General features: G+C 61.9%; 19 protein-coding genes. 9 read left to right on the forward strand and 10 right to left on the reverse strand.

All coding sequences use genetic code 11. The annotated features are described in order from the left end of the window. Window positions 1–65: 65 nt before the first annotated feature. The 3 genes from FIU90_RS01860 to FIU90_RS01870 all read left to right on the forward strand — a co-directional run bounded on the left by FIU90_RS01860 (window position 66) and on the right by FIU90_RS01870 (window position 2,010). Complete coding sequence (locus tag FIU90_RS01860; protein ID WP_152433233.1) at window positions 66–980, forward strand: TonB family protein; 915 nt, start codon at window positions 66–68, stop codon at window positions 978–980. 118 nt (window positions 981–1,098) lie between these two features. Then, window positions 1,099–1,527 carry a hypothetical protein gene (locus FIU90_RS01865; protein ID WP_152433234.1) on the forward strand — a complete coding sequence of 143 codons (429 nt, stop codon included), beginning with the start codon at window positions 1,099–1,101 and terminating at the stop codon, window positions 1,525–1,527. A 57-nt stretch (window positions 1,528–1,584) separates the two neighbouring features. Continuing rightward, window positions 1,585–2,010: an energy transducer TonB gene (locus tag FIU90_RS01870; RefSeq protein WP_152433235.1), complete on the forward strand. Its 426-nt coding sequence runs from the start codon at window positions 1,585–1,587 to the stop codon at window positions 2,008–2,010. A 51-nt stretch (window positions 2,011–2,061) separates the two neighbouring features. Here FIU90_RS01870 and FIU90_RS01875 read toward each other — a convergent pair whose 3' ends face one another. From FIU90_RS01875 to FIU90_RS01905, 7 genes are all read right to left on the reverse strand, one after another. Beyond that, window positions 2,062–2,544, reverse strand: coding sequence for a hypothetical protein (locus FIU90_RS01875; protein ID WP_152433236.1), 483 nt, complete (start codon window positions 2,542–2,544; stop codon window positions 2,062–2,064). Between the two features lie 92 nt (window positions 2,545–2,636). Then, window positions 2,637–3,857 carry a DUF445 domain-containing protein gene (locus FIU90_RS01880; protein ID WP_152435643.1) on the reverse strand — a complete coding sequence of 407 codons (1,221 nt, stop codon included), beginning with the start codon at window positions 3,855–3,857 and terminating at the stop codon, window positions 2,637–2,639. A 116-nt stretch (window positions 3,858–3,973) separates the two neighbouring features. Further along, on the reverse strand, window positions 3,974–7,504 hold the full coding sequence (locus tag FIU90_RS01885; RefSeq protein ID WP_152433237.1) for an efflux RND transporter permease subunit: 3,531 nt from the start codon (window positions 7,502–7,504) through the stop codon (window positions 3,974–3,976). 45 nt (window positions 7,505–7,549) lie between these two features. Beyond that, window positions 7,550–8,806 (reverse strand): efflux RND transporter periplasmic adaptor subunit, encoded by a 1,257-nt coding sequence (locus FIU90_RS01890; protein ID WP_152433238.1) that lies wholly within the window; start codon window positions 8,804–8,806, stop codon window positions 7,550–7,552. A gap of 262 nt (window positions 8,807–9,068) precedes the next feature. Further along, window positions 9,069–9,341 carry a GlsB/YeaQ/YmgE family stress response membrane protein gene (locus FIU90_RS01895; protein WP_370515110.1) on the reverse strand — a complete coding sequence of 91 codons (273 nt, stop codon included), beginning with the start codon at window positions 9,339–9,341 and terminating at the stop codon, window positions 9,069–9,071. A gap of 129 nt (window positions 9,342–9,470) precedes the next feature. After that, window positions 9,471–9,770 (reverse strand): DUF1153 domain-containing protein, encoded by a 300-nt coding sequence (locus tag FIU90_RS01900; RefSeq protein ID WP_152433239.1) that lies wholly within the window; start codon window positions 9,768–9,770, stop codon window positions 9,471–9,473. A gap of 2 nt (window positions 9,771–9,772) precedes the next feature. Then, window positions 9,773–10,147 carry a hypothetical protein gene (locus FIU90_RS01905; RefSeq protein WP_152433240.1) on the reverse strand — a complete coding sequence of 125 codons (375 nt, stop codon included), beginning with the start codon at window positions 10,145–10,147 and terminating at the stop codon, window positions 9,773–9,775. A gap of 147 nt (window positions 10,148–10,294) precedes the next feature. Between FIU90_RS01905 and mnmA the strand changes: the two genes are divergently transcribed. Continuing rightward, the gene (mnmA, locus tag FIU90_RS01910; protein WP_152433241.1) at window positions 10,295–11,479 is read left to right on the forward strand and encodes a tRNA 2-thiouridine(34) synthase MnmA; all 1,185 of its coding nucleotides are present in this window, start codon (window positions 10,295–10,297) and stop codon (window positions 11,477–11,479) included. Between the two features lie 10 nt (window positions 11,480–11,489). Beyond that, on the forward strand, window positions 11,490–12,422 hold the full coding sequence (locus tag FIU90_RS01915) for a GDP-L-fucose synthase (RefSeq protein WP_152433242.1): 933 nt from the start codon (window positions 11,490–11,492) through the stop codon (window positions 12,420–12,422). 12 nt (window positions 12,423–12,434) lie between these two features. On the opposite strand, the gene FIU90_RS01920 is transcribed toward FIU90_RS01915, so the two are convergent. Then, complete coding sequence (locus tag FIU90_RS01920; protein WP_152433243.1) at window positions 12,435–12,776, reverse strand: hypothetical protein; 342 nt, start codon at window positions 12,774–12,776, stop codon at window positions 12,435–12,437. Between the two features lie 35 nt (window positions 12,777–12,811). Here FIU90_RS01920 and FIU90_RS01925 point away from each other — a divergent pair, with 35 nt between their 5' ends. Next, a complete protein-coding gene (locus tag FIU90_RS01925) occupies window positions 12,812–13,954 on the forward strand; it encodes a serine hydrolase (protein ID WP_152433244.1) in 1,143 nt (380 codons plus the stop codon). Here FIU90_RS01925 and FIU90_RS01930 read toward each other — a convergent pair. Together FIU90_RS01930 and pdxH are read right to left on the reverse strand one after the other, a co-directional pair. Then, on the reverse strand, window positions 13,939–14,742 hold the full coding sequence (locus FIU90_RS01930) for a PhzF family phenazine biosynthesis protein (RefSeq protein WP_152433245.1): 804 nt from the start codon (window positions 14,740–14,742) through the stop codon (window positions 13,939–13,941). The two genes, FIU90_RS01925 and FIU90_RS01930, sit on opposite strands and share 16 nt — an antisense overlap. Before the next feature lie 10 nt (window positions 14,743–14,752). After that, window positions 14,753–15,406 (reverse strand): pyridoxamine 5'-phosphate oxidase, encoded by a 654-nt coding sequence (gene pdxH, locus FIU90_RS01935; protein WP_152433246.1) that lies wholly within the window; start codon window positions 15,404–15,406, stop codon window positions 14,753–14,755. A 159-nt stretch (window positions 15,407–15,565) separates the two neighbouring features. Here pdxH and FIU90_RS01940 point away from each other — a divergent pair, with 159 nt between their 5' ends. The 3 genes from FIU90_RS01940 to fabI are packed head-to-tail and all read left to right on the forward strand — an operon-like array spanning window position 15,566 to window position 18,452. Then, window positions 15,566–16,558: a DnaJ C-terminal domain-containing protein gene (locus FIU90_RS01940; RefSeq protein WP_152433247.1), complete on the forward strand. Its 993-nt coding sequence runs from the start codon at window positions 15,566–15,568 to the stop codon at window positions 16,556–16,558. A 32-nt stretch (window positions 16,559–16,590) separates the two neighbouring features. Next, window positions 16,591–17,631: a YihY/virulence factor BrkB family protein gene (locus FIU90_RS01945; protein ID WP_152433248.1), complete on the forward strand. Its 1,041-nt coding sequence runs from the start codon at window positions 16,591–16,593 to the stop codon at window positions 17,629–17,631. Then, a complete protein-coding gene (fabI, locus tag FIU90_RS01950; RefSeq protein ID WP_152433249.1) occupies window positions 17,628–18,452 on the forward strand; it encodes an enoyl-ACP reductase FabI in 825 nt (274 codons plus the stop codon). The genes FIU90_RS01945 and fabI overlap by 4 nt, the downstream gene beginning before the upstream one ends. Window positions 18,453–18,455 lie beyond the last annotated feature (3 nt).

Below are 18,455 nucleotides of genomic sequence, written 5' to 3' on the forward strand. Positions count from 1 at the left end.
TCACGCTGACAATTGACTTGAACGAAGCCTCCGCCGCGCTAACCTGCCCGGCGGAGGTTTTGTTTATGGGTCGTCTCTTCGTTGTACTTTTCTGCGCTATTTTCGCATTCGTTTCGGTCCCTGCAAGTGCCGCCACGCTCAATCTCATGCCGAGCTCGGAATGGCGACTGCGCGAGTATGACGACAAGTGCAGGATGATCAGGAGATTTGGCGAGGGTGAGGATCAGGTTTCGCTCTGGATCGACAAGGCGGGACCAGGACGTTTCGTCAACATCACAGCGATCGGTCGCCCATTCCGCAGCCCTTACGGTGCACGCGCCAAAATTGCCTTCAGTCCTGGGGTACCGATCTCTCGAGGCTTTATCTCAAGTACATCGAGCAAGGGGCGTCCAGTGCTCGTCATGTTCGGAGTCGAGCCACTTGCGTTTGTCAATGAGATGGCCACGACCGAAGAAAGCGCAGAAGAGTTTGTCGAACTGGACTCTGTCAACGGCCAAGGCACCATCGATCCGGAATTTCTGAGAGAGAGGCACGACGCTGTAACGGCGATCGAGCTTTCGGGCGCTCTGGTCCAGAAAGTATCGCTCGAAACTGGGGGCATCGGGGAGATGATGGAGCAGTTGCAGCATTGCGCCGACAGGCTGGCTGAGAATCGCGTCCGAACACCGGAAGGCGAGACCCGCAAAGGGCAAGGGGCACGGGACCGCGACACGTTCGATTGGGCTCCCAAGATTCAAGCGAATTACCCGTCTTTCCTGCTACGGGAAATGGCCCAAGGTTCGGTGGGTGTGAGGGTCCAGATCAATCCGGAAGGGCGCGCGACTTTTTGCGAGGTGACAAACCACACTGGTCCTGCGGGTTTCAACGATGCCGCCTGCCTCGCAATGATCCGCTATTCGCGGTTTTATCCAGCTATCGATGCGGAAGGTAATCCGATGTGGGGATCGTATTCGACGCGCGTTACCTATCGCATTAATTGATCCAAGGCATTTGCAGGCGGCGCCCGCCGATCCTTCGCTCACTCACAGGATTGGACCGCACGAAATCCCGTCTTGTGAAAGACCTCCGCCGCGCTAACCTGTCCGTCGGAGGTTTTACATGGGGCGCAATTTCAGGGTCTTGGTCACAGCGGTTATGCTGTGCCTCATAGTTCCAGTACCGACATTGGCAGACGACAAGGTGACCCTGCTCGAACCGAGCTCGAATTGGTTCGCCTCGCTCGAGAATGGCAGCTGCCGCCTTGCTCGCAATTTCGGCAGCGGTGCCTCGGAGCATCGGCTCGTTTTCGAGCAATGGGGTCCGTCCAAGGGCTTCGGCCTGATCGTTGCCGGCCCCGCGACAGAGAAATTCTCGAGCGGCAGTAAGACCGATCTCGTCTTTTACGACGGATACAGGCCACGTGAAATCCGTCCGGTGAAGGGTAAGCTCGAGAAATACGGGACTTCGCTCACCGAGATCGCTGTCGGCAGCAAGAGTACGCGCGAGAACAGGCTCAACACGAAAGAGGCGGAGGAAGAGGCTGAATAAGAGGCAAAATCCGGTTTTCCCGCTATCGACCCGGCTTTCGCCGGAAAGGTGGAATATGTGTCTCTGCGGCAAGGCGCTCGCATCCTGACGCTCAAGACCGGAACGATGGGCGATGCGTTCAGCGTGCTCAACCAGTGTGCCGAGCAGCTCATGGTTTCCTGGGGTCTCGATCTTGCCGAACAGAAAGCGCAAACGCGGCAACCGAAGCTCGAAAACTGGCGCAAGATCAACGAGCGGCTCTTCGCCAACTGGCCAAGCGACATGATCGAGGAAGCTTGGCGGGGATCAGTCAATATCTGCGTTCTCGTCGATGAGAGAGGCAGGACGAATGGCTGCCAGGCGACCAATATGGCGATGACGCAGGAAATGCAGGAAGCGACCTGCAATTCGATGACACGCGCCCGGTTCGATCCTGCGCGTGATGCCGAGGGCAAGCCGATGCGATCCTTTTACGAAATGACCATCACCTACCGGGTGATGTAGGCTCCGACGCAGGCGGCACGGTGCCGCGCCAGGGTTCAGCCTTGCGAGATACTAGGGTTCTGCCCGCTGGACTACCCGATGGCGCGTCTCGCCCGGCCTTCCCGGGACCCGTTTGCGGGGACCTGGCCTGGAGTTCGAGGCGGCAAGCGAGGCCAGCCGCGATGCGCAGGCGACAACTTCCTCGATATCGCCATCGATCAGGGCGGAGGCAAAGCGCGAGCATTCACGCTGTCCTTCCAGCGTGCGGGTGGATGTGACGACATGCCCGAGCAGCTGAAACAACCTGAAGCGGGCCTCGAGCAGCGATCCCTGGCCGGCCGCCGCTTCGAGCGCGGAGAAATAGAGTTCCTGGTGCGGGCTGCATCCCGAGGCGCGATCCCGCCACAAAGCGCGTCCCGAAAAAACGTAGGCGCCTGCACCGACTTCGAAACGACAGGGTTCGACAGCTGTTACGAGCGCGCCGTTGATTACTGCCTGCGCTCCGGCTTCGAGGTAGACCGAGTGCGGTCTCGAATGTGTCGGGGTCTCAAACATCGCTGTCCTGTAATACGGACAACGCGGACCCGTGCACAGGACGGTTCAATACATAGGGGCCGATGGATATGGCGTTTACGGATTGCCGCTGATTACAGGAAGCTGGTGATGAAGTGGAGCGTCATGCCGACAAGTCCGCCCACCAATGTGCCGTTGATGCGGATGAATTGCAGGTCGCGCCCGACCGCGCTTTCGATGCGCCCCGTAATCGTCGTCGCATCCCAGCGCTTTACCGTCTCCGAGACCAGCGTCACGATCTCGTTGCCATAGCGTGTCGCAATGCCGACCGCGGTGCGGCGCGCGAAACGATTGATCTGTACCTGAAGCCGGTGATCCTGCTTCAACGCCTTGCCAAGATCGGCGAGGCCCTTGCGCATCTCCATGCCAAGGCCGCTATTCTGCTCGCGCGCGCGGCGGATCAGCGAGACGCGAATGCGCTCCCACACGCCCATCCACCATTCAGCGACCGCCGGGTTTTCTATCAGATCGCGCTTCATTTCCTCGACACGCTCGCGGGTGGCGGGATCGTGCTGCAAGTCATGCGCGAGCTTTTCGAGGCCTTCTTCGATCTTCGAGCGCAGCGGGTGATCCGGATCGACCAGCACCTCGGCGAGCAGCTTGTAGAGGCCATCCAGAACACTCGTCGAAATCCGTTCGTCGAGGCCGGTCCAGCGCAGCACCGCATTGGCGCGCTTGGAAATCATCTCCTTCACCATTTCCTCGTTGTCTTCGAGGGTGAGGCCGGACCAGCGGATTATCCCGTCGATCAGAGGAAGATGGCGACGATCGGTCATCGCATTTTCGAGCATCCGCCCGGCGAGCGGCGAGATGTCGAGCTTGGCGAGCTGCCCGGCGAGCCCCGAGCGCACCTGATTGCCGAGCCGGTCGGGATCGAGCGATTCGAGCACTTCGGCCAGCAGTTCAGCCGCGCCGCCAGTAATACGCGAACGGTTGTCATCGCTCGAGCGGTCGGGGCTGTCGACCAAGAAGTCGCCAACTGCCTTGGCGACGTTCATCCCCGACATGCGCCTCGCGACGACCGCAGGCGTGAGAAAATTTTCGCGCAGGAATTGCGCCATCGTGTCGGCGATGCGGTCCTTGTTCTCGGGGATGATCGCGGTGTGTGGGATCGGCAGGCCGAGCGGGTGGCGGAACAGCGCAGTCACCGCGAACCAGTCCGCCAGGCCGCCGACCATTGCGGCCTCGGCAAAGGCATTTGCATAGGCCCAGGCCGGGTGTTGATCGACGAGGCCGTGGGTGCTGAAGAACACCACCGCCATCGCGCCGAGCAGTCCGGTGGCGGTCCACCGCATGCGTCTGGCACGGTCCGCCGTCAGCGGTTGTCCGCCGAACGTGTAGGTCTGGGGCGTAGCGTCAGTCATCCACGCGCCCTCTGCCCGAATTCCGGGCCCGCGTCACCAGCGGAGTTCTACTCCGCAGGCTCGGCTCCGGGTGGCAGGCGAGTAGCCGGTACGGCGCCGCCTTCGCCGCCCGGGAAAGGCACATCGGGCGAGGGCTCATCTGCAACCGGGCTCTGCGGCTTGCCATCGTCACCCGGCTTGTAGGTCAGCATTTTCTCGCGCAGCCACGGTCCGATGCGGCGCTCGAACCCGTCTGCGAGACTGAAGCCTGCCGGGACGATCACGAGGGTCAGCATCGTCGACATGATGAGCCCGCCGATCACGACGATTCCCATCGGCTGGCGCCATGCACCATCGCCGGTGAGCGAGATTGCTGTCGGGATCATGCCTGCGGTCATCGCCACGGTCGTCATGACGATCGGCTGCGCGCGCTTGTGCCCGGCATCCATGATCGCGTCGCGTTTGCGCACGCCCTTCGCCATCTCTTCAATCGCGAAGTCGATCAGCAGGATCGAGTTCTTCGACACGATCCCCAGCAACAGCAGGATGCCGATATAGACCGGCATGGTCTGCGGCATGCCGACGAGCCAAAGCAGCAGGATGCCTCCAAGCGGCGCGAGCGCCAGCGAGGTCATGTTGACCAGCGGGCTCATCAGGCGCTTGTAGAGCAGCACCAGGCAGGCAAAGACCAGAAGGACACCGGCGATGATCGCGATGGTGAGGTTCTGCAGCATTTCCTGCTGCCACTCATCCTCGCCGACCACATCGCGGATCACGCCGGTGGGTAGGTCCTGGAGGATCGGGAGCTGGTCGACAGCGGCCTGCGCCTCGCCCTTGACCACGCCGTTGGCGAGGTCCGCGCCGATCAGCACGCGGCGGTTCTGGTTGTAGCGCTGGATTGCCGTCGGACCGGATCCGAAGGAGATGTCCGCCACACGGCTGAGCGGCACCGTGCCGCCATTGATCGTCTGGACCGGCAGGTTCTCGATCGTCGTAAGCTCGGACCGGGCATCTTCGGAAAGCTTCACGCGGATCGGGATCTGGCGATCGGACAGAGAGAATTTCGCTGCGTTCTGCTCGATCTCGCCGAGCGTCGCGATACGGATCGTCTGCGAAAGGGCCGCCGTACTTACGCCCAGCTCCGCCGCGATTTCTTCACGCGGCTTGATGATGATTTCGGGCCGGTTGAGGTCGGCGCTGACGCGAGGGGCAATCAGCGTGTCGATCCCGCGCATCTGCTCGACGAGCGTTGCAGCGGTCTCGTTGAGGACCTCGGGGTCGGATCCGGCAAGCATGACGGTCAGGTCACGGCCAGAACCGAACCCGCCGCTCTGCGATTCGAACCGCACGCGCGCATCCGGGATTTCCTGCAGCAGCGGCGCGACTTCGCGCTCGAACTCGATCGAGGTGCGCTCGCGGTCTTCCTTCAGCGTGATGTAGATGTTCGCATTGCCGATCCGGACTCGTTCGAGCATCAGCTCGATCTCGGGCTGCTGTTCGAGGATGTCGACGACCTGTTCCGTCACGCGTTCGGTCGCCTCAAGCGTTGTGCCCGGCACCATTTCGATATCGACCGCGCTGTTCGCATCGTCGATCGAAGGCTGGAACTGACCGGGAATCTGACCGAACAGCAGGATGGTGAGGAGCAGCGAGAACCAGCCAACGCCCAGCATCCAGACGCGGTGATCGTAGAACCGCGCGGTGAGGTACTTCATGGCGTTGCCGAACCTGCCGCCTATGCGGGTGAGAAGTTCGATCAGCTTGAATGTCAGCCAGCCAGCCGTGAAGCCGGTGAGCGTCACGAAGATGACCAGTACCAGTTCGAACAGCTTCGACACGAGGAAGAAGGTCCAGGAGTTGATATCGGACGATGCGGCGAGAGCGACCTGCTTCGCGGTGTCGAACCCGCCGATCCCGCCGAAGACCCAGAACATGCCCATCACGCTCGCCACCAGTACGGCGATCACCGCGAGCAGCAGGCCGATCGAATAAAGGAAGCGCGAACGCGGGCTCTCCAGCCCTTCGCGCCGTGCATACATCTTGCCGCGATCGAGCGTCCACCCGAGCACCCGCATATAACGGTCCATCATCGGGCCTTCGCCGTGCTTGGCAGCGCCCTTGGCGGAGAGGAAATAGGCCGCCATCAGCGGCGTGATCATTCGCGCCACGGCGAGCGACATGAGCACCGCCACCACGACCGTCAGACCGAAATTCTGGAAGAACTGGCCCGAAATGCCCGGCATCAGGCCAACAGGCAGGAACACCGCGACGATACAGAAACTTGTCGCCACAACCGGCAGGCCGATCTCGTCGGCAGCGTCGATACTCGCCTGATAGGCGGATTTGCCCATCCTCATGTGTCTGACGATGTTCTCGATCTCCACGATCGCATCGTCGACCAGCACACCCGCCACCAGCGCCAGCGCCAGCAATGACAGGAAGTTCAGGTTGAAACCCATCAGGTCCATGAAGAAGAACGTCGGGATCGCCGAGAGCGGGATCGCGACCGAGGAGATGAAGGTCGCCCTCCAGTCGCGCAGGAACAGGAACACGACGACCACAGCGAGCAGCGCGCCCTCGATCAGCGCAGCCATAGAGCTCGCATACTGGCTTTCGGTGTAGACCACTGTGTTAAACAGCGGGATGAAACGCACGCCTTCGTTCTCGGCTTCGATCTTGGCGATTTCTTCTTTCGCCTCGTCGAAGACAGTAACATCCGAAGCCCCGCGCGCACGGCTCATGTAGAAATTGACAACCTCGCGGTCGCCCACCTCGCTGATGGACGTGCGTTCGGAAAATCCGTCACGCACGGTAGCGACATCGGCAAGGCGCGTGGTGCGGCCTCCTCCGAGCTGGATCAGGCGCTGCGACAGGTCGTAGGCAGTCTCGTCGTTACCGAGTACACGCAGCGACTGGCGGGTACCGCCGACTTCGGCGAGACCGCCCGCCGCATTGATATTCGTGCTGCGCAAGACGGCATTGATCTGGGAGGCCGTAACGCCGAGCGCCTGCATCTTGGCCGGGTCGAGGATGACCTCGATCTCGCGATCCACTCCGCCCCAACGGCCCACCTCGGCCATGCCCGATATGTTGTTGAGCCGCTTGGCGACCGTATCGTCGATGAACCAGCTCAACTGCTCGATCGTCATGTCGTCGGCCTGCACGGCGTAGATGCCGAGGAAGCCTCCAGCGATTTCGGCTTTGGTGATGCGTGGCTCGAGTATTCCGTCGGGCAGGTTGCCACGAATCGTGTCGATCGCGTTCTTGACCTCGACCACCGCATCGTCCGGATCGGTGCCGATCTCGAATTCGACGAAAGTGCTCGAGAAACTCTCGCTCGCGGTCGAATTGACCGATTTCACCCCGTTGATCGAACTCAAGGCGCTTTCGACCACCTGAGTGATCTGGTTTTCGATTTCGGTAGGGGCAGCGCCGGGCTGCGAGATACCGACCTGAACGCCCGGGAATTCGACGTCCGGATTGTTCGTGACATCCATGCGCGAAAAGCTGACGAGTCCGGCAAGGAGAAGCGCCGTGAACAACACCAGCGGGATCACCGGATTGCGGATCGACCAGGCTGAGATGTTTCTGAAGTTCATGGGTGCCTGCCTGTCAGTTTCGCGTCATGCGCTCGGTTTGAGCGTTTACTCCGAGCTACGGGCGGAATGCGCATCGGACGCAGCCGGGGCCGCATCCGCCACGGCTTCGTTCGTTTCGCCTTTCCGGCGCGGCTTCACGGTTTCGCCCGGATTGAGGAAACCGCCCGAATAAAGGACGACCCGTTCATTGCCTGTCAGCCCTTCGGTGATGGCGATGCCTTCGGGCGTCACCATGCCTGTTTTCACGGCGCGGCGCACGGCCTTGTCCTCATCGTCGACGACATAGACATAGCTGCCTTCATCATCGGCAAGCACTGCGCTTTCGGGCAATACGGTGGCGGTGATCGTGCCGCTGCTGATGCGTGCGGTGGCAAAACCACCCGGGCGCAATTCGGGCGCGTAGGAAAGCGCAATACGTACGGTACCCTGCCGCGTCTGTTCGTCGATCACCGGGGAAAGCTGCCAGACCTGGCCCTGGAAACTCTTGTCGATCCCGGTAGGGGTGACGCTCGCCATGACGCCTTGCGAAAGGCTGGCGAGCTGGGTTTCCCCGACCCGCGCGAGCATTTCCATCTCTCCGCCGCGGGCGATGCGAAAGAGTGCAGGCGTGCCGCCGCTGACCGTCTGGCCGGGCTCGACATTGCGTTCGAGCACGTAGCCGGCCGCAGGCGCAATGACGTTGAGGCGGGCGTTGCGGGCGCGCAATTCAGAAAGCTGTGCCTCGGCAACCTTTACCCGCGCGACCGCTGCATCGCGTGTTGCCGTCAGCCGATCGACATCGGCCTTCGACACAAAGCCGCGATCGACGAGTTTGAGCGCGCGATCGAGATTTGCCTGCGCAAGCTCTGCATCGGCGCGAGCGACTTCGATCTGCGCGGCTTGGGCGGCAGCCTGCTGGTTCTGTACCGAGCGGTCGATCACCGCGAGCACCTGGCCCTGACGCACCCAGTCTCCCGCATCGACGGGCACCGAGACGACACGGCCGCCCTCTCCCACAATGCCGACCGGCATTTCACGCCGGGCGGCGATCGTTCCCGGCGCTTCGATGACGCCGTTGATGGTCGTCTGCCCCGGGGAAACGACAGTAACGACGGGCGATTGCTCGTTGTCGTCGCCGGGACCGGCGGGCGCACCGCCGGCAAAAGCGAAATAGGCCGCGATGGCCAGCAGCAGCCCGAATATCACGAGCCCACCGATCAGGAGCGTCCTGCCCCTGCCTGACAAACGTTCACCGCGCGCACCAGCGACGTCTGCCGGGATGCTGTCGGCCGCCTCCGCCGTGATGGTTGTCTCGTAATTCATTGCCTGTGGCCTTTTGATGGGGCAGTCCATTGCGCCGGAGTTTAGCGACCGAAGTGTATTACCGGCATAAGTCACCAAGTGCAATAGGTCTTAGGCCCGGCTTAGCCCCCGCACAATCCGGCCATCGACTGACGACTTTGAGCCTAGACGAAGGGCGAGAGGAACATGTGCCTGTCGCGCATGCAAAAAGGGCGGCGCGACCCTTCCGTCGCACCGCCCAATTTGCGCTTTTGGGCGCCCTGCCCGGGCGCGAAAACAGTCCTTAGCGCACTCTGCCGCGCTGGATCAGGTTGAGGATTCCGAGCAGCACGATTGCGCCGACCAGCGCCCCGAGGATGCCGCTCCAGTCGGGCGGCCAGCCACCGATTGTGCCACCGCCAAAAATAAAGCTCATCAGCGAATTGCCGATGAACGAGCCGATAATGCCGACCACGATATTCCAGAAGATTCCCATCGAGGCATCGCGAGACATCACGATACTGGCGAGCCAGCCGATGATTCCACCCATGATGATGAACCAGATAAATCCCAGCATTTGCATTCCTCCTCAGTTGCAAACCCCGCAAGCGGATTGCGGGCGCGACACTAGGCGCTTCCCTTTGAAAAGGGAAATCGCTTGTGGAGAATGCTTTGCGGAGGCGACCGGAAGTGCCGGTCGGATCGCTCAGTACTTTAGCTGGCGCTCGTAGAGGTCGCGATAATGCTGGATACGGGTGACGCGCAGACCAGCCATGCCGGAGCGATCGACCGCGCGCTGCCACGATGCGAATTCTTCGAGCGTGAGGCTGTAGCGTTCCAGAACTTCATCGATCGTGAGCAAGCCGCCATTAACCGCAGCGACCACTTCGGCCTTGCGGCGCACAACCCAGCGCTTCGTCTTGGGCGAAGGCAGGTCCTCAAGCGTCAACGGCTCGCCAAGCGGGCCAATCACTTGTGCTGGGCGGATGTCCTGGTTCTCAATCATTCTTATTCTCTCGCATCGCCTGTTGCCGCATCGCCAATAGGTTCATCGCCTATGCAGCGCGAAGCTTTGCAGTGCCCTAAAGCATCATGGTTAACGATCCGTTCGTCATACTCTGCCGCGCGAAAATAGGTCGCTGCGGCATCGCCGAAGCTGGCCGCGCTCCCGTGGATATTGAGCCGTGCATCGCGCCGCATCAACAGCCGCAGGTCGCGCGCTGCGTTGAGTCGTGCAGTAACTTCGTTCCATTCGAGCGCACGCAGCGCACCGCCGCGCACCGGCACGGAATCGACGTTGCCGATCAGCAGCTCTTCGCCATCGAGTCCACCGAGCCGGGTGCCGGTTTCTTCGCGCGAGGCGGGTATGATCTTCTCGAACATGGGACTCGCTCTAGCGCGCGATGGTCAAGAAGCGGTAAAACCGACGTTTACCTCGCTTTAGGGAACTCGCGGAGCCTCTCGTCATCCCGCTCTTGCCGCTTCGGGGTGGCGTGAGCGCCCTCGCTCGCCTATATGCGGCCCCGTTCCATGGACACGCTGACAACTTCCTCGGCCAGCCCGACCTTCGGGCTCGATACTGCCGCCCTGTTCGACCTGCCGCGACCGGCGGCCGAATGCCGCATCGTGGTCGCGATGAGCGGAGGTGTCGATTCGTCGGTCGTCGCCGCACTTGCCGCCGATACCGGTGCCGAGGTGATCGGCATAACGCTGCAGCTCTACGACTACGGCGCGGCGACGGGGCGCAAGGGCGCTTGCTGCGCCGGCGACGACATCGCCGACGCGCGCGCGGTATCCGACGGGCTCGGCATCGCACATTACGTGTTCGACCATGAGAGCGCTTTCCGCGAAGAAGTGGTCGAACAGTTCGCCGACGAATATCTCGCCGGGCGTACGCCGGTGCCCTGCATTCGTTGCAATATGGGGCCGAAGTTCACCGACCTGTTCCGCATGGCGCGCGAGCTGGGGGCGGACTGCCTTGCGACCGGACATTATGTCCGCCGCGTCGAAGCGGAAGGTGGTCCGCATCTCTACCGCGCCGAAGACCAGACCCGCGACCAGTCCTATTTCCTTTATGCGACGACGCAGGAGCAGCTCGATTACCTGCGCTTCCCGCTTGGCGGCTTGCCCAAGATCAGGGTTCGCGAGCTTGCCGAAGCGGCGGGCCTGCGCAATGCGGCGAAGCCTGACAGCCAGGACATCTGTTTCGTACCCGACGGCAATTACGCAAAAATCGTCACCAAGATGCGTCCCGAAGGCGGGGTGCCGGGCGAGATCGTCCATGCCGAAACGGGCGAGGTTCTGGGCGAGCACAAGGGTATCGTCCATTACACTGTCGGGCAGAGAAAAGGCCTCGAGATCGGCGGACAGCCCGAACCGCTTTATGTCATCGGCCTCGATGCCGAGGCGCGTCAGGTCCGCGTCGGGCCCAAGCGCCTGCTCGCCGTCGAAAGCGCCGAAGTGATCGAGACCAACCGCATCGGCGACCTGCCCGACGAGCCGCTCACCGCGAAGGTGCGCAGCCTAGCCAAACCGGTGCCGGTCGCGCTCGAAGGGCCGCTGGGTAAAGGCGCGACCACGCGCATCCGCTTCGCCTCGCCCGAATACGGCGTCGCCCCCGGACAGGCGGCGGTGATCTATGCCGGCGATCGGGTCGTCGGCGGTGGATGGATCGACAGCACGATCTCGGTTGCGCAGAGCGAAGGCGCGGCCTAGGGCGCGCGCCATGTACACGCTGGAAAACAAGCGGATTTACATCGCGGGCCATCGCGGCATGGTCGGAAGCGCGATTCGGCGCCAGCTGGAGAAGCGGGGGATTGAGGTGCTGACGGCGCCGCGCGAGGTCGATCTGCGCGAGCAAACCGCCGTGCGCGACTGGTTCGCGGCCAGCCGCCCGGACGCGGTCATCGTCGCCGCAGCGAAGGTCGGCGGGATCCTTGCGAATGACAGTTTTCCGGCGGAATTTCTGTACGACAACCTGATGATCGAGGCGAACCTCATCGAGGCTTCGCACAGGTCCGATGTCGAAAAACTGCTCTTCCTCGGCTCCTCGTGCATCTATCCGAAGCTGGCGCCGCAGCCGATCCCCGAAGACGCTTTACTCACCGGCCCGCTCGAGCCGACCAATGAATGGTACGCCATCGCCAAGATCGCCGGGATCAAGCTGTGCCAGGCCTATCGCCGCCAGTACTATCGCGATTTCATCAGCGCCATGCCGACCAATCTCTACGGCCCGGGCGACAATTTCGATCTAAAATCATCGCATGTCCTGCCCGCTCTCATTCGCAAGGCGCACGAGGCAAAGCTCGCGGGCGACAGTTCGATCACGATCTGGGGCACCGGCGCGCCGCGGCGCGAATTCCTGCATGTCGATGATCTCGCCGCCGGATGCGTGTTCCTGCTCGAAAACTATTCGGGCGAGGAGCATGTAAATCTTGGCTCTGGCACCGATCTCACGATCAACGAGCTGGCCGAGATGGTTTGCAAAGTTGTCGGGTTAGATGGAGAGATCGTACACGACACGTCGAAGCCCGATGGAACCCCGCGCAAGCTCATGGACGGGTCGAAGATCGCGGCACTGGGCTGGAAGCCGACGATCGGGCTGGAGCAAGGGATCGCCGATGCCTATGAGTGGTTTCTCGAAAACGTAGCCAGCTAGGACCGAGACGGCCTAGCCTTCCCACTTCTCCAGCACGCAGCCATAACCTTCACGATAGGTTGCCGTGTTGCTGGTCACCAACGGGAAACGCGCGGTCACGCTCTTGGCATCAACGTCGTCGACGAGTGTTACGAGTTCCATCCCTTCAAGCTTGTCTTTCTCGCAGTCCTCGAGGCTACGACCCGCGACGAAACGGCACGAACACGCCACGCGCGCGGCGTAAGACGTGCCTACCTCGGCATAGCCATTGATTGGCTCGCGATAAGAGTAGGCCGCCACACCGATGCCGATCGCGATTATCGCAAGCAGCCACAGGCCGAGCCGGGATTTCGATGAACGGGAGGGATTTGCCATTGCGCTCGAACTATCCTCGGGCAATTGAGAGCGCAATGAGAGATCGCATTAAGCCTTTTCGGTTTGCCGCTCCTGTGGCCCTTGCCATCACGCTTGCCGCTTGCGGTTCGGCACCGCCAGCCACGCCGCCGCTTTCCGATGAGGCGCTCGCAGCGGTGACCGAAAATGCAGGCGCTCCCAAGGATCAGCTGGCGCGGCAGGTGGACGATCTCTTCATCAAGGAGGGCCTCGGCGAGACACGCGCGGTGGTGCTGATGGCAAATGGCGAACTTGCGGCCGAGCGCTACGGCGAAGGCTACGATGCGGACACGCGATTCATAAGCTGGTCGATGGCAAAGACGGTTACCGCCGTTCTCATCGGGATGCTGGTCGCCGACGGAAAGCTCAGCCTGGATGATCCTGCACCGGTTTCGATGTGGCAGCGACCAGGCGATCCACGTGCGGAAATTACATTGCGCCACCTCCTGCAAATGCGATCCGGATTGCGGCACACGGAGGCGGGCGATCCGCCATACGAAAGCTCCGAGGTCCGCATGCTGTTCCTCGACGGGCGCGATGACATGGCGCGCTGGGCAAAGGAGCAACCGCTCGAGGCGGAGCCGGGTGAGAAGTTCGAATATTCATCGAACACGACCGTTATCCTCGCCGATCTCGCCGCGCGCGCCCTGACATCGAGCGAGGATCCCGAAGCGCGCCGCGCGGCAGTGGACGATTTCCTGAATGAGCGGCTGTTCACCCCGCTCGGCATGGATTCGATGGTGCTCGAATTCGATGCTTCGGGCACGCTTATCGGTGGCAGTCTTATGCACGCGAACGCGCGCGACTGGGCCAAATTCGGCGAGTTCATGCGTCGCGGAGGCCGTTCACCCGAAGGCGAGCAGCTGGTGCCAAGCCGCTGGATCACCGCAATGACGACGCCTAGCCCGGCCGCGCCGCATTACGGCTTCCAGACATGGCTCAATCGCCCGCTGGCCAGCCCTGGCGAATACGACCACCCGCTCTTCCCGGAGCGCGCGCCGCAAAGCCTGTTTTCGCTGATTGGCCATATGGGTCAGTACGTGCTGGTCTCGCCCGAGCAGGGTCTGACGCTCGTGCGTCTCGGCCATTCGACCTCGGCGGAGCGCCCCCCGATGCTTCAGGAAGCCGCCGATGTGCTGGCGCTTTATCCGGTGAGGTAGAAGCCACCCTCGACCACCGTCACGCACGGTCCGCCGAGCCATACGCGATCTTCTTCGACACGCATCACGAGATCGCCGCCGCGCCTGGACGCCTGATGCGCGGTCATCTCGGCCTTTCCCAGCCTGTCGACCCAGAATGGCGCGAGCGCCGCGTGCGCAGAGCCGGTGACACTGTCTTCGGGCACACCCCATGCGGGCACGAAAACGCGGCTGACAACGTCGCATTCATCGCCCGGTGCGGTGCAGATAGCCATGAGATCGATTTTACCCAGCGCGGTCATATCGGGATCGAGCGCACGCACTTCGGATTCATTTTTGAGGAGGATTATCGCGGTCTGCTCGGCGCCCTCGTAGGAAAGGAATGTCTCGCCGCGAAAGCCGAGCGCGGCAAGCAATTCGGGTTGCGATGATGGTTCGACCCTGGTGAGCGGCAAGGCGAGCTCGTAGGCATCGTCCTTGCGCACCACTTCGAGAATGCCTGCCTTGCGCGTCCTGAAGGTCACTCGCTCGCCGCCATCGCGCCGTAGCAGGACATGCCCGCTCGCGAGCGTGGCGTGGCCGCATAGCGCCACCTCGTCGGTCGGCGTGAACCAGCGCAATTCCCAATCTGCCTTACCGGTCTCGTCGCGCACGACAAATGCCGTTTCGGCGAAATTGTTCTCCTCGCCGATCTTCTGGAGAACCTCGTCGTCGAGCCATTGCTCGAGCACCATCACCGCGGCCTGATTGCCGCAAAATGGGGCGCTCGCGAACGCATCCACGTGCCAGTACGGTATCGTCTCGGTCATCGCGCAATCCTCATGGATAAAGGAGCGTGTCGGACCAGCTCAGCGCGTCGCCGGCACCCTGCAGAGTGAACAGGCGGCGATCATGCAACCGGTTGTCACGGTCCATCCAGAACTCAATTCTTTCAGGCCGTAAAGTGAAGCCTGTCCAGTGCTCTGGGCGCGGCACCTTGCCTTCCTGTTCGTACTTGCTCCACAGCTCGGCAACACGATCGATATATTCCTGCCGATTGGCAAGCGGGCGCGATTGGTCGCTGGCCGCGCTGCCAACCTGGCTCTTGAAGGGGCGCGAATGGAAGTATTCGTCAGCGCGCTCAGGTGTCACTTCGACGAGCGTTCCTTCGATACGGATCTGGCGGCGCAGGCTCTTCCAGTGGAACAGCAGCGCCGCGCGCATATTGGCGCGGATTTCCTCGCCTTTGCGGCTTTGGGCATTGGTGAAAAAGGTGAAGCCGCCTTCGTCAGCTCCATGGCCCTTCAACAGAACCATCCGAACCGAAGGCGCACCTGCGGGCGTTGCCGTAGCAAGCGCCATGGCATTGGGATCGTTGGGCTCGTTTTCCTTCGCCATTGCGAACCATTCATCGAACAGCACGAAAGGATCGGAACCCGGCGGGATCGCGCTGTCGGCAAGCTGGGTTTCGTCGAGAGGGGCAGTGTGGGCCATGTAGGTAAAGTCTTGCTCCGAGAACGGTTTCAAATGGTGTTATTGAGAAAAGCCTCGCTACACAGCCGGTTCCTTGAAACGGGCGGTGCCGGATCCGGATCGGGACGCTGGCGCAACATCATCTTGCACGCGCGCACTGTCTCACCTAGCTAACTCACCATGAAAGACCCGTACAGCACACTTGGCGTTTCACGCAAAGCTTCCGAAAAGGAAATCAAGAGCGCTTATCGCAAGCTCGCTAAGGAACTGCACCCCGACCGTAACAAGGATAATCCCAAGGCGGCGGAGAAATTCTCCGACGCGACAAAGGCTTACGACTTGCTGTCGGACAAGGACAAGCGCGCACAGTTCGACCGTGGCGAGATCGACGCAGAAGGCAATCCGCTCAATCCGTTTGCAGGCATGGGCGGCGGCTTCGGTCGCGGCAGTTACGGCGCGAGGCCCGGCGGTTCGGCCGGAGGCGGCTTCCGCGACCCCGAATTCGGCGGACTTTCGCCCGACGATATGGATCTTGGCGACCTGTTCGAGGGATTGTTTGGCGGCGGACGTGCAGGCGGACGTGGCAATTCGAGTGCCCGGCGCGGCTTCGGCCAGCGGCCGCCCCCGCCGCCCAAGAGGCGCGGAGCGGACATCCAGTACCGGCTCGCCGTGCCGTTCGTCGATGCGGCATCGGGTAAGGACCAGCGGATAACGCTCGCCGATGGCAAGGCAATCAACCTAAAACTCCCCGGCGGCGTCGAAGATGGCACGCAGATGCGTCTCAAAGGCAAGGGGCACGAGGGGCCGGGCGGCAACGGCGACGGCATCGTCGTCGTGGAAATCGGCTCGCACCCCTTCTTCCGCCGCGACGGAGACAACATCCGGATGGACCTGCCGATCACCCTCGACGAGGCGGTAAGAGGCGCCAAGGTCAAATGCCCCACGGTCGATGGCCCGGTCATGCTGACGATCAAGCCGGGAACCGATGGCGGAACCGTCATGCGCCTTAAGGGCAAGGGATGGACCAAAAAGGGTTCGAAGGCCGACAAGCCTGAACGTGGCGACCAGCTCGTGACGCTCGAGATCCAGCTGCCCGAGGATCTTGACGCACTAGCGGAACGGCTCGGAGACTGGGTCGACCCGGCAAAGCCGCGCGAGAAATTCGGCCTGTGAGCCTTGGGGCCAGCATGAGGCGGGTGCGCTGAATGCCCGATCCCGACGACTTCCCCAGCCTCGAAGAGCGCACGATTCAGTCGCTTTCGCCAGAGGCACGCAAGCGCCGGAGGCGGTTCGGCGGGGTGACCCCGCTTTATCGCCAGCCCGACCCCATTGCCGACCGCGAATTGCCGCGCTGGCGCGCTTTGCTGGCAACGATCGCCGGACCGTTGGCTCCGGGTACGCGCGCCTTCGAGGTTATACGGCGCACCGCCTACGGCACCTATAATGACGGTTTCATTCACGCGGGCAATCTCGCCTACCTGTCGATGCTCGCGATTTTTCCGTTCTTCATCGTTGCAGGCGCGCTTTTCCAGCTGATCGGCGAGGCGGGCGACCGGCAGATGATGATCGATGCTGTCCTTCTTTCGATGCCGCCGACTGTCGCGCGCGTGATCGAACCGGTTGCAAACGACGTGATCGACGCGCGCAGCGGGTGGCTGCTTTGGGCGGGCGTCGGGGTCGGGCTATGGACTGTTTCGAGCCTGATCGAGACGATCCGCGATATCCTGCGCCGCGCCTATGGCACCAAGGCTACCCATGCGTTCTGGAAGTATCGTCTGGCATCCATGGGGCTGATTCTGGGCTCGGTCGTGCTGCTGCTGCTTTCGCTTTTCGGAACCGTGGCGATCGGCGCCGCGCAGCAGGTCATCGATGCGCGCTTCCCGCAATTGACCGAAGCAATCTCAACCCTGCGATTGTCGCGGATCGTCCCCGCTCTCGGGCTATTGCTGTCGCTCTATCTGCTGTTCTACACGCTGACGCCGCGTCAGTACCGGAGTCGCCGTTATCCCAAATGGCCGGGCGCGCTGTTCACCGCCGCATGGTGGCTTGGCGTCACGACCGCAATGCCGATAGTGCTGCGCGAATTCTTCACCTACAACCTTACCTATGGCAGCCTTGCCGGGATCATGATCGCGCTGTTCTTTTTCTGGCTAGTCGGGCTCGGACTCGTTATCGGCGCCGAATTGAATGCCGCCCTCGCAGAACCCGAGCGGGAGGGTGAAGACAACATGGAGAACGCAGCATGAGCGGAATGATGCAGGGCAAACGCGGGCTCATCATGGGCCTGGCCAACGAAAAGTCGCTGGCCTGGGGCATCGCAAAGCAGCTCGCAGAGCAGGGAGCGGAGCTCGCTTTCTCCTATCAGGGCGATGCGTTGGCAAAGCGCGTGAAACCCCTCGCCGAGCAGCTCGGTAGCGACTTCACGTTCGAATGCGATGTATCGGACATGGACTCGCTCGATGCTGCCTTTGCGACGCTGAATTCTCGCTGGGACACAATCGATTTCGTCGTCCACGCCATCGGGTTCTCTGACAAGAACGAGCTCCGCGGAAAATATCTCGATACCAGCCTCGACAATTTCCTGATGACGATGAACATCTCGGCTTATTCGCTCGTCGCGGTGGCAAAACGCGCGGCGGAGATGATGCCGCCGGTGCAAGAGGACGGCAGCGGCGGCGGCTCGATCCTTACGCTTACCTATTACGGCTCGGAAAAGGTCATGCCGCATTACAACGTCATGGGCGTCGCCAAGGCCGCGCTCGAGGCGTCCGTGCGCTACCTCGCCAACGATCTCGGTCCGGCAGGCATTCGCGTGAATGCGATCAGCGCGGGACCGGTAAAGACACTCGCGGCGAGCGGGATCGGCGATTTCCGCTATATCCTCAAATGGAACCAGCTGAATTCCCCGCTCAGGCGCAATATCACGATCGACGATGTCGGCGGTGCGGGTCTGTACTTCCTTTCGCACCTGTCATCGGGCGTTACCGGCGAGACGCATCATGTCGACGCCGGATATCACATTGTCGGGATGAAGCAGGAAGACGCGCCCGATATATCGCTGGCGTGACGC

Origin of the sequence: Erythrobacter sp. THAF29, assembly GCF_009363635.1 — a bacterium.
Taxonomy (GTDB): Bacteria; Pseudomonadota; Alphaproteobacteria; order Sphingomonadales; family Sphingomonadaceae; genus Erythrobacter.

Excerpts from the sequence above, each read along its gene's own strand:
- FIU90_RS01860 (WP_152433233.1), top strand. The coding sequence starts at position 66 with ATGGGTCGTCTCTTCGTTGTACTTTTCTGCGCTATTTTCGCATTCGTT.
- FIU90_RS01865 (WP_152433234.1), top strand. The coding sequence starts at position 1,099 with ATGGGGCGCAATTTCAGGGTCTTGGTCACAGCGGTTATGCTGTGCCTC.
- FIU90_RS01875 (WP_152433236.1), bottom strand. The coding sequence starts at position 2,544 with ATGTTTGAGACCCCGACACATTCGAGACCGCACTCGGTCTACCTCGAA.
- FIU90_RS01880 (WP_152435643.1), bottom strand. The coding sequence starts at position 3,857 with ATGCGGTGGACCGCCACCGGACTGCTCGGCGCGATGGCGGTGGTGTTC.
- FIU90_RS01885 (WP_152433237.1), bottom strand. The coding sequence starts at position 7,504 with ATGAACTTCAGAAACATCTCAGCCTGGTCGATCCGCAATCCGGTGATC.
- FIU90_RS01890 (WP_152433238.1), bottom strand. The coding sequence starts at position 8,806 with ATGAATTACGAGACAACCATCACGGCGGAGGCGGCCGACAGCATCCCG.
- FIU90_RS01895 (WP_370515110.1), bottom strand. The coding sequence starts at position 9,341 with ATGCTGGGATTTATCTGGTTCATCATCATGGGTGGAATCATCGGCTGG.
- FIU90_RS01900 (WP_152433239.1), bottom strand. The coding sequence starts at position 9,770 with ATGATTGAGAACCAGGACATCCGCCCAGCACAAGTGATTGGCCCGCTT.
- FIU90_RS01905 (WP_152433240.1), bottom strand. The coding sequence starts at position 10,147 with ATGTTCGAGAAGATCATACCCGCCTCGCGCGAAGAAACCGGCACCCGG.
- mnmA (WP_152433241.1), top strand. The coding sequence starts at position 10,295 with ATGGACACGCTGACAACTTCCTCGGCCAGCCCGACCTTCGGGCTCGAT.
- FIU90_RS01915 (WP_152433242.1), top strand. The coding sequence starts at position 11,490 with ATGTACACGCTGGAAAACAAGCGGATTTACATCGCGGGCCATCGCGGC.
- FIU90_RS01920 (WP_152433243.1), bottom strand. The coding sequence starts at position 12,776 with ATGGCAAATCCCTCCCGTTCATCGAAATCCCGGCTCGGCCTGTGGCTG.
- FIU90_RS01925 (WP_152433244.1), top strand. The coding sequence starts at position 12,812 with ATGAGAGATCGCATTAAGCCTTTTCGGTTTGCCGCTCCTGTGGCCCTT.
- FIU90_RS01930 (WP_152433245.1), bottom strand. The coding sequence starts at position 14,742 with ATGACCGAGACGATACCGTACTGGCACGTGGATGCGTTCGCGAGCGCC.
- pdxH (WP_152433246.1), bottom strand. The coding sequence starts at position 15,406 with ATGGCCCACACTGCCCCTCTCGACGAAACCCAGCTTGCCGACAGCGCG.
- FIU90_RS01940 (WP_152433247.1), top strand. The coding sequence starts at position 15,566 with ATGAAAGACCCGTACAGCACACTTGGCGTTTCACGCAAAGCTTCCGAA.
- FIU90_RS01945 (WP_152433248.1), top strand. The coding sequence starts at position 16,591 with ATGCCCGATCCCGACGACTTCCCCAGCCTCGAAGAGCGCACGATTCAG.
- fabI (WP_152433249.1), top strand. The coding sequence starts at position 17,628 with ATGAGCGGAATGATGCAGGGCAAACGCGGGCTCATCATGGGCCTGGCC.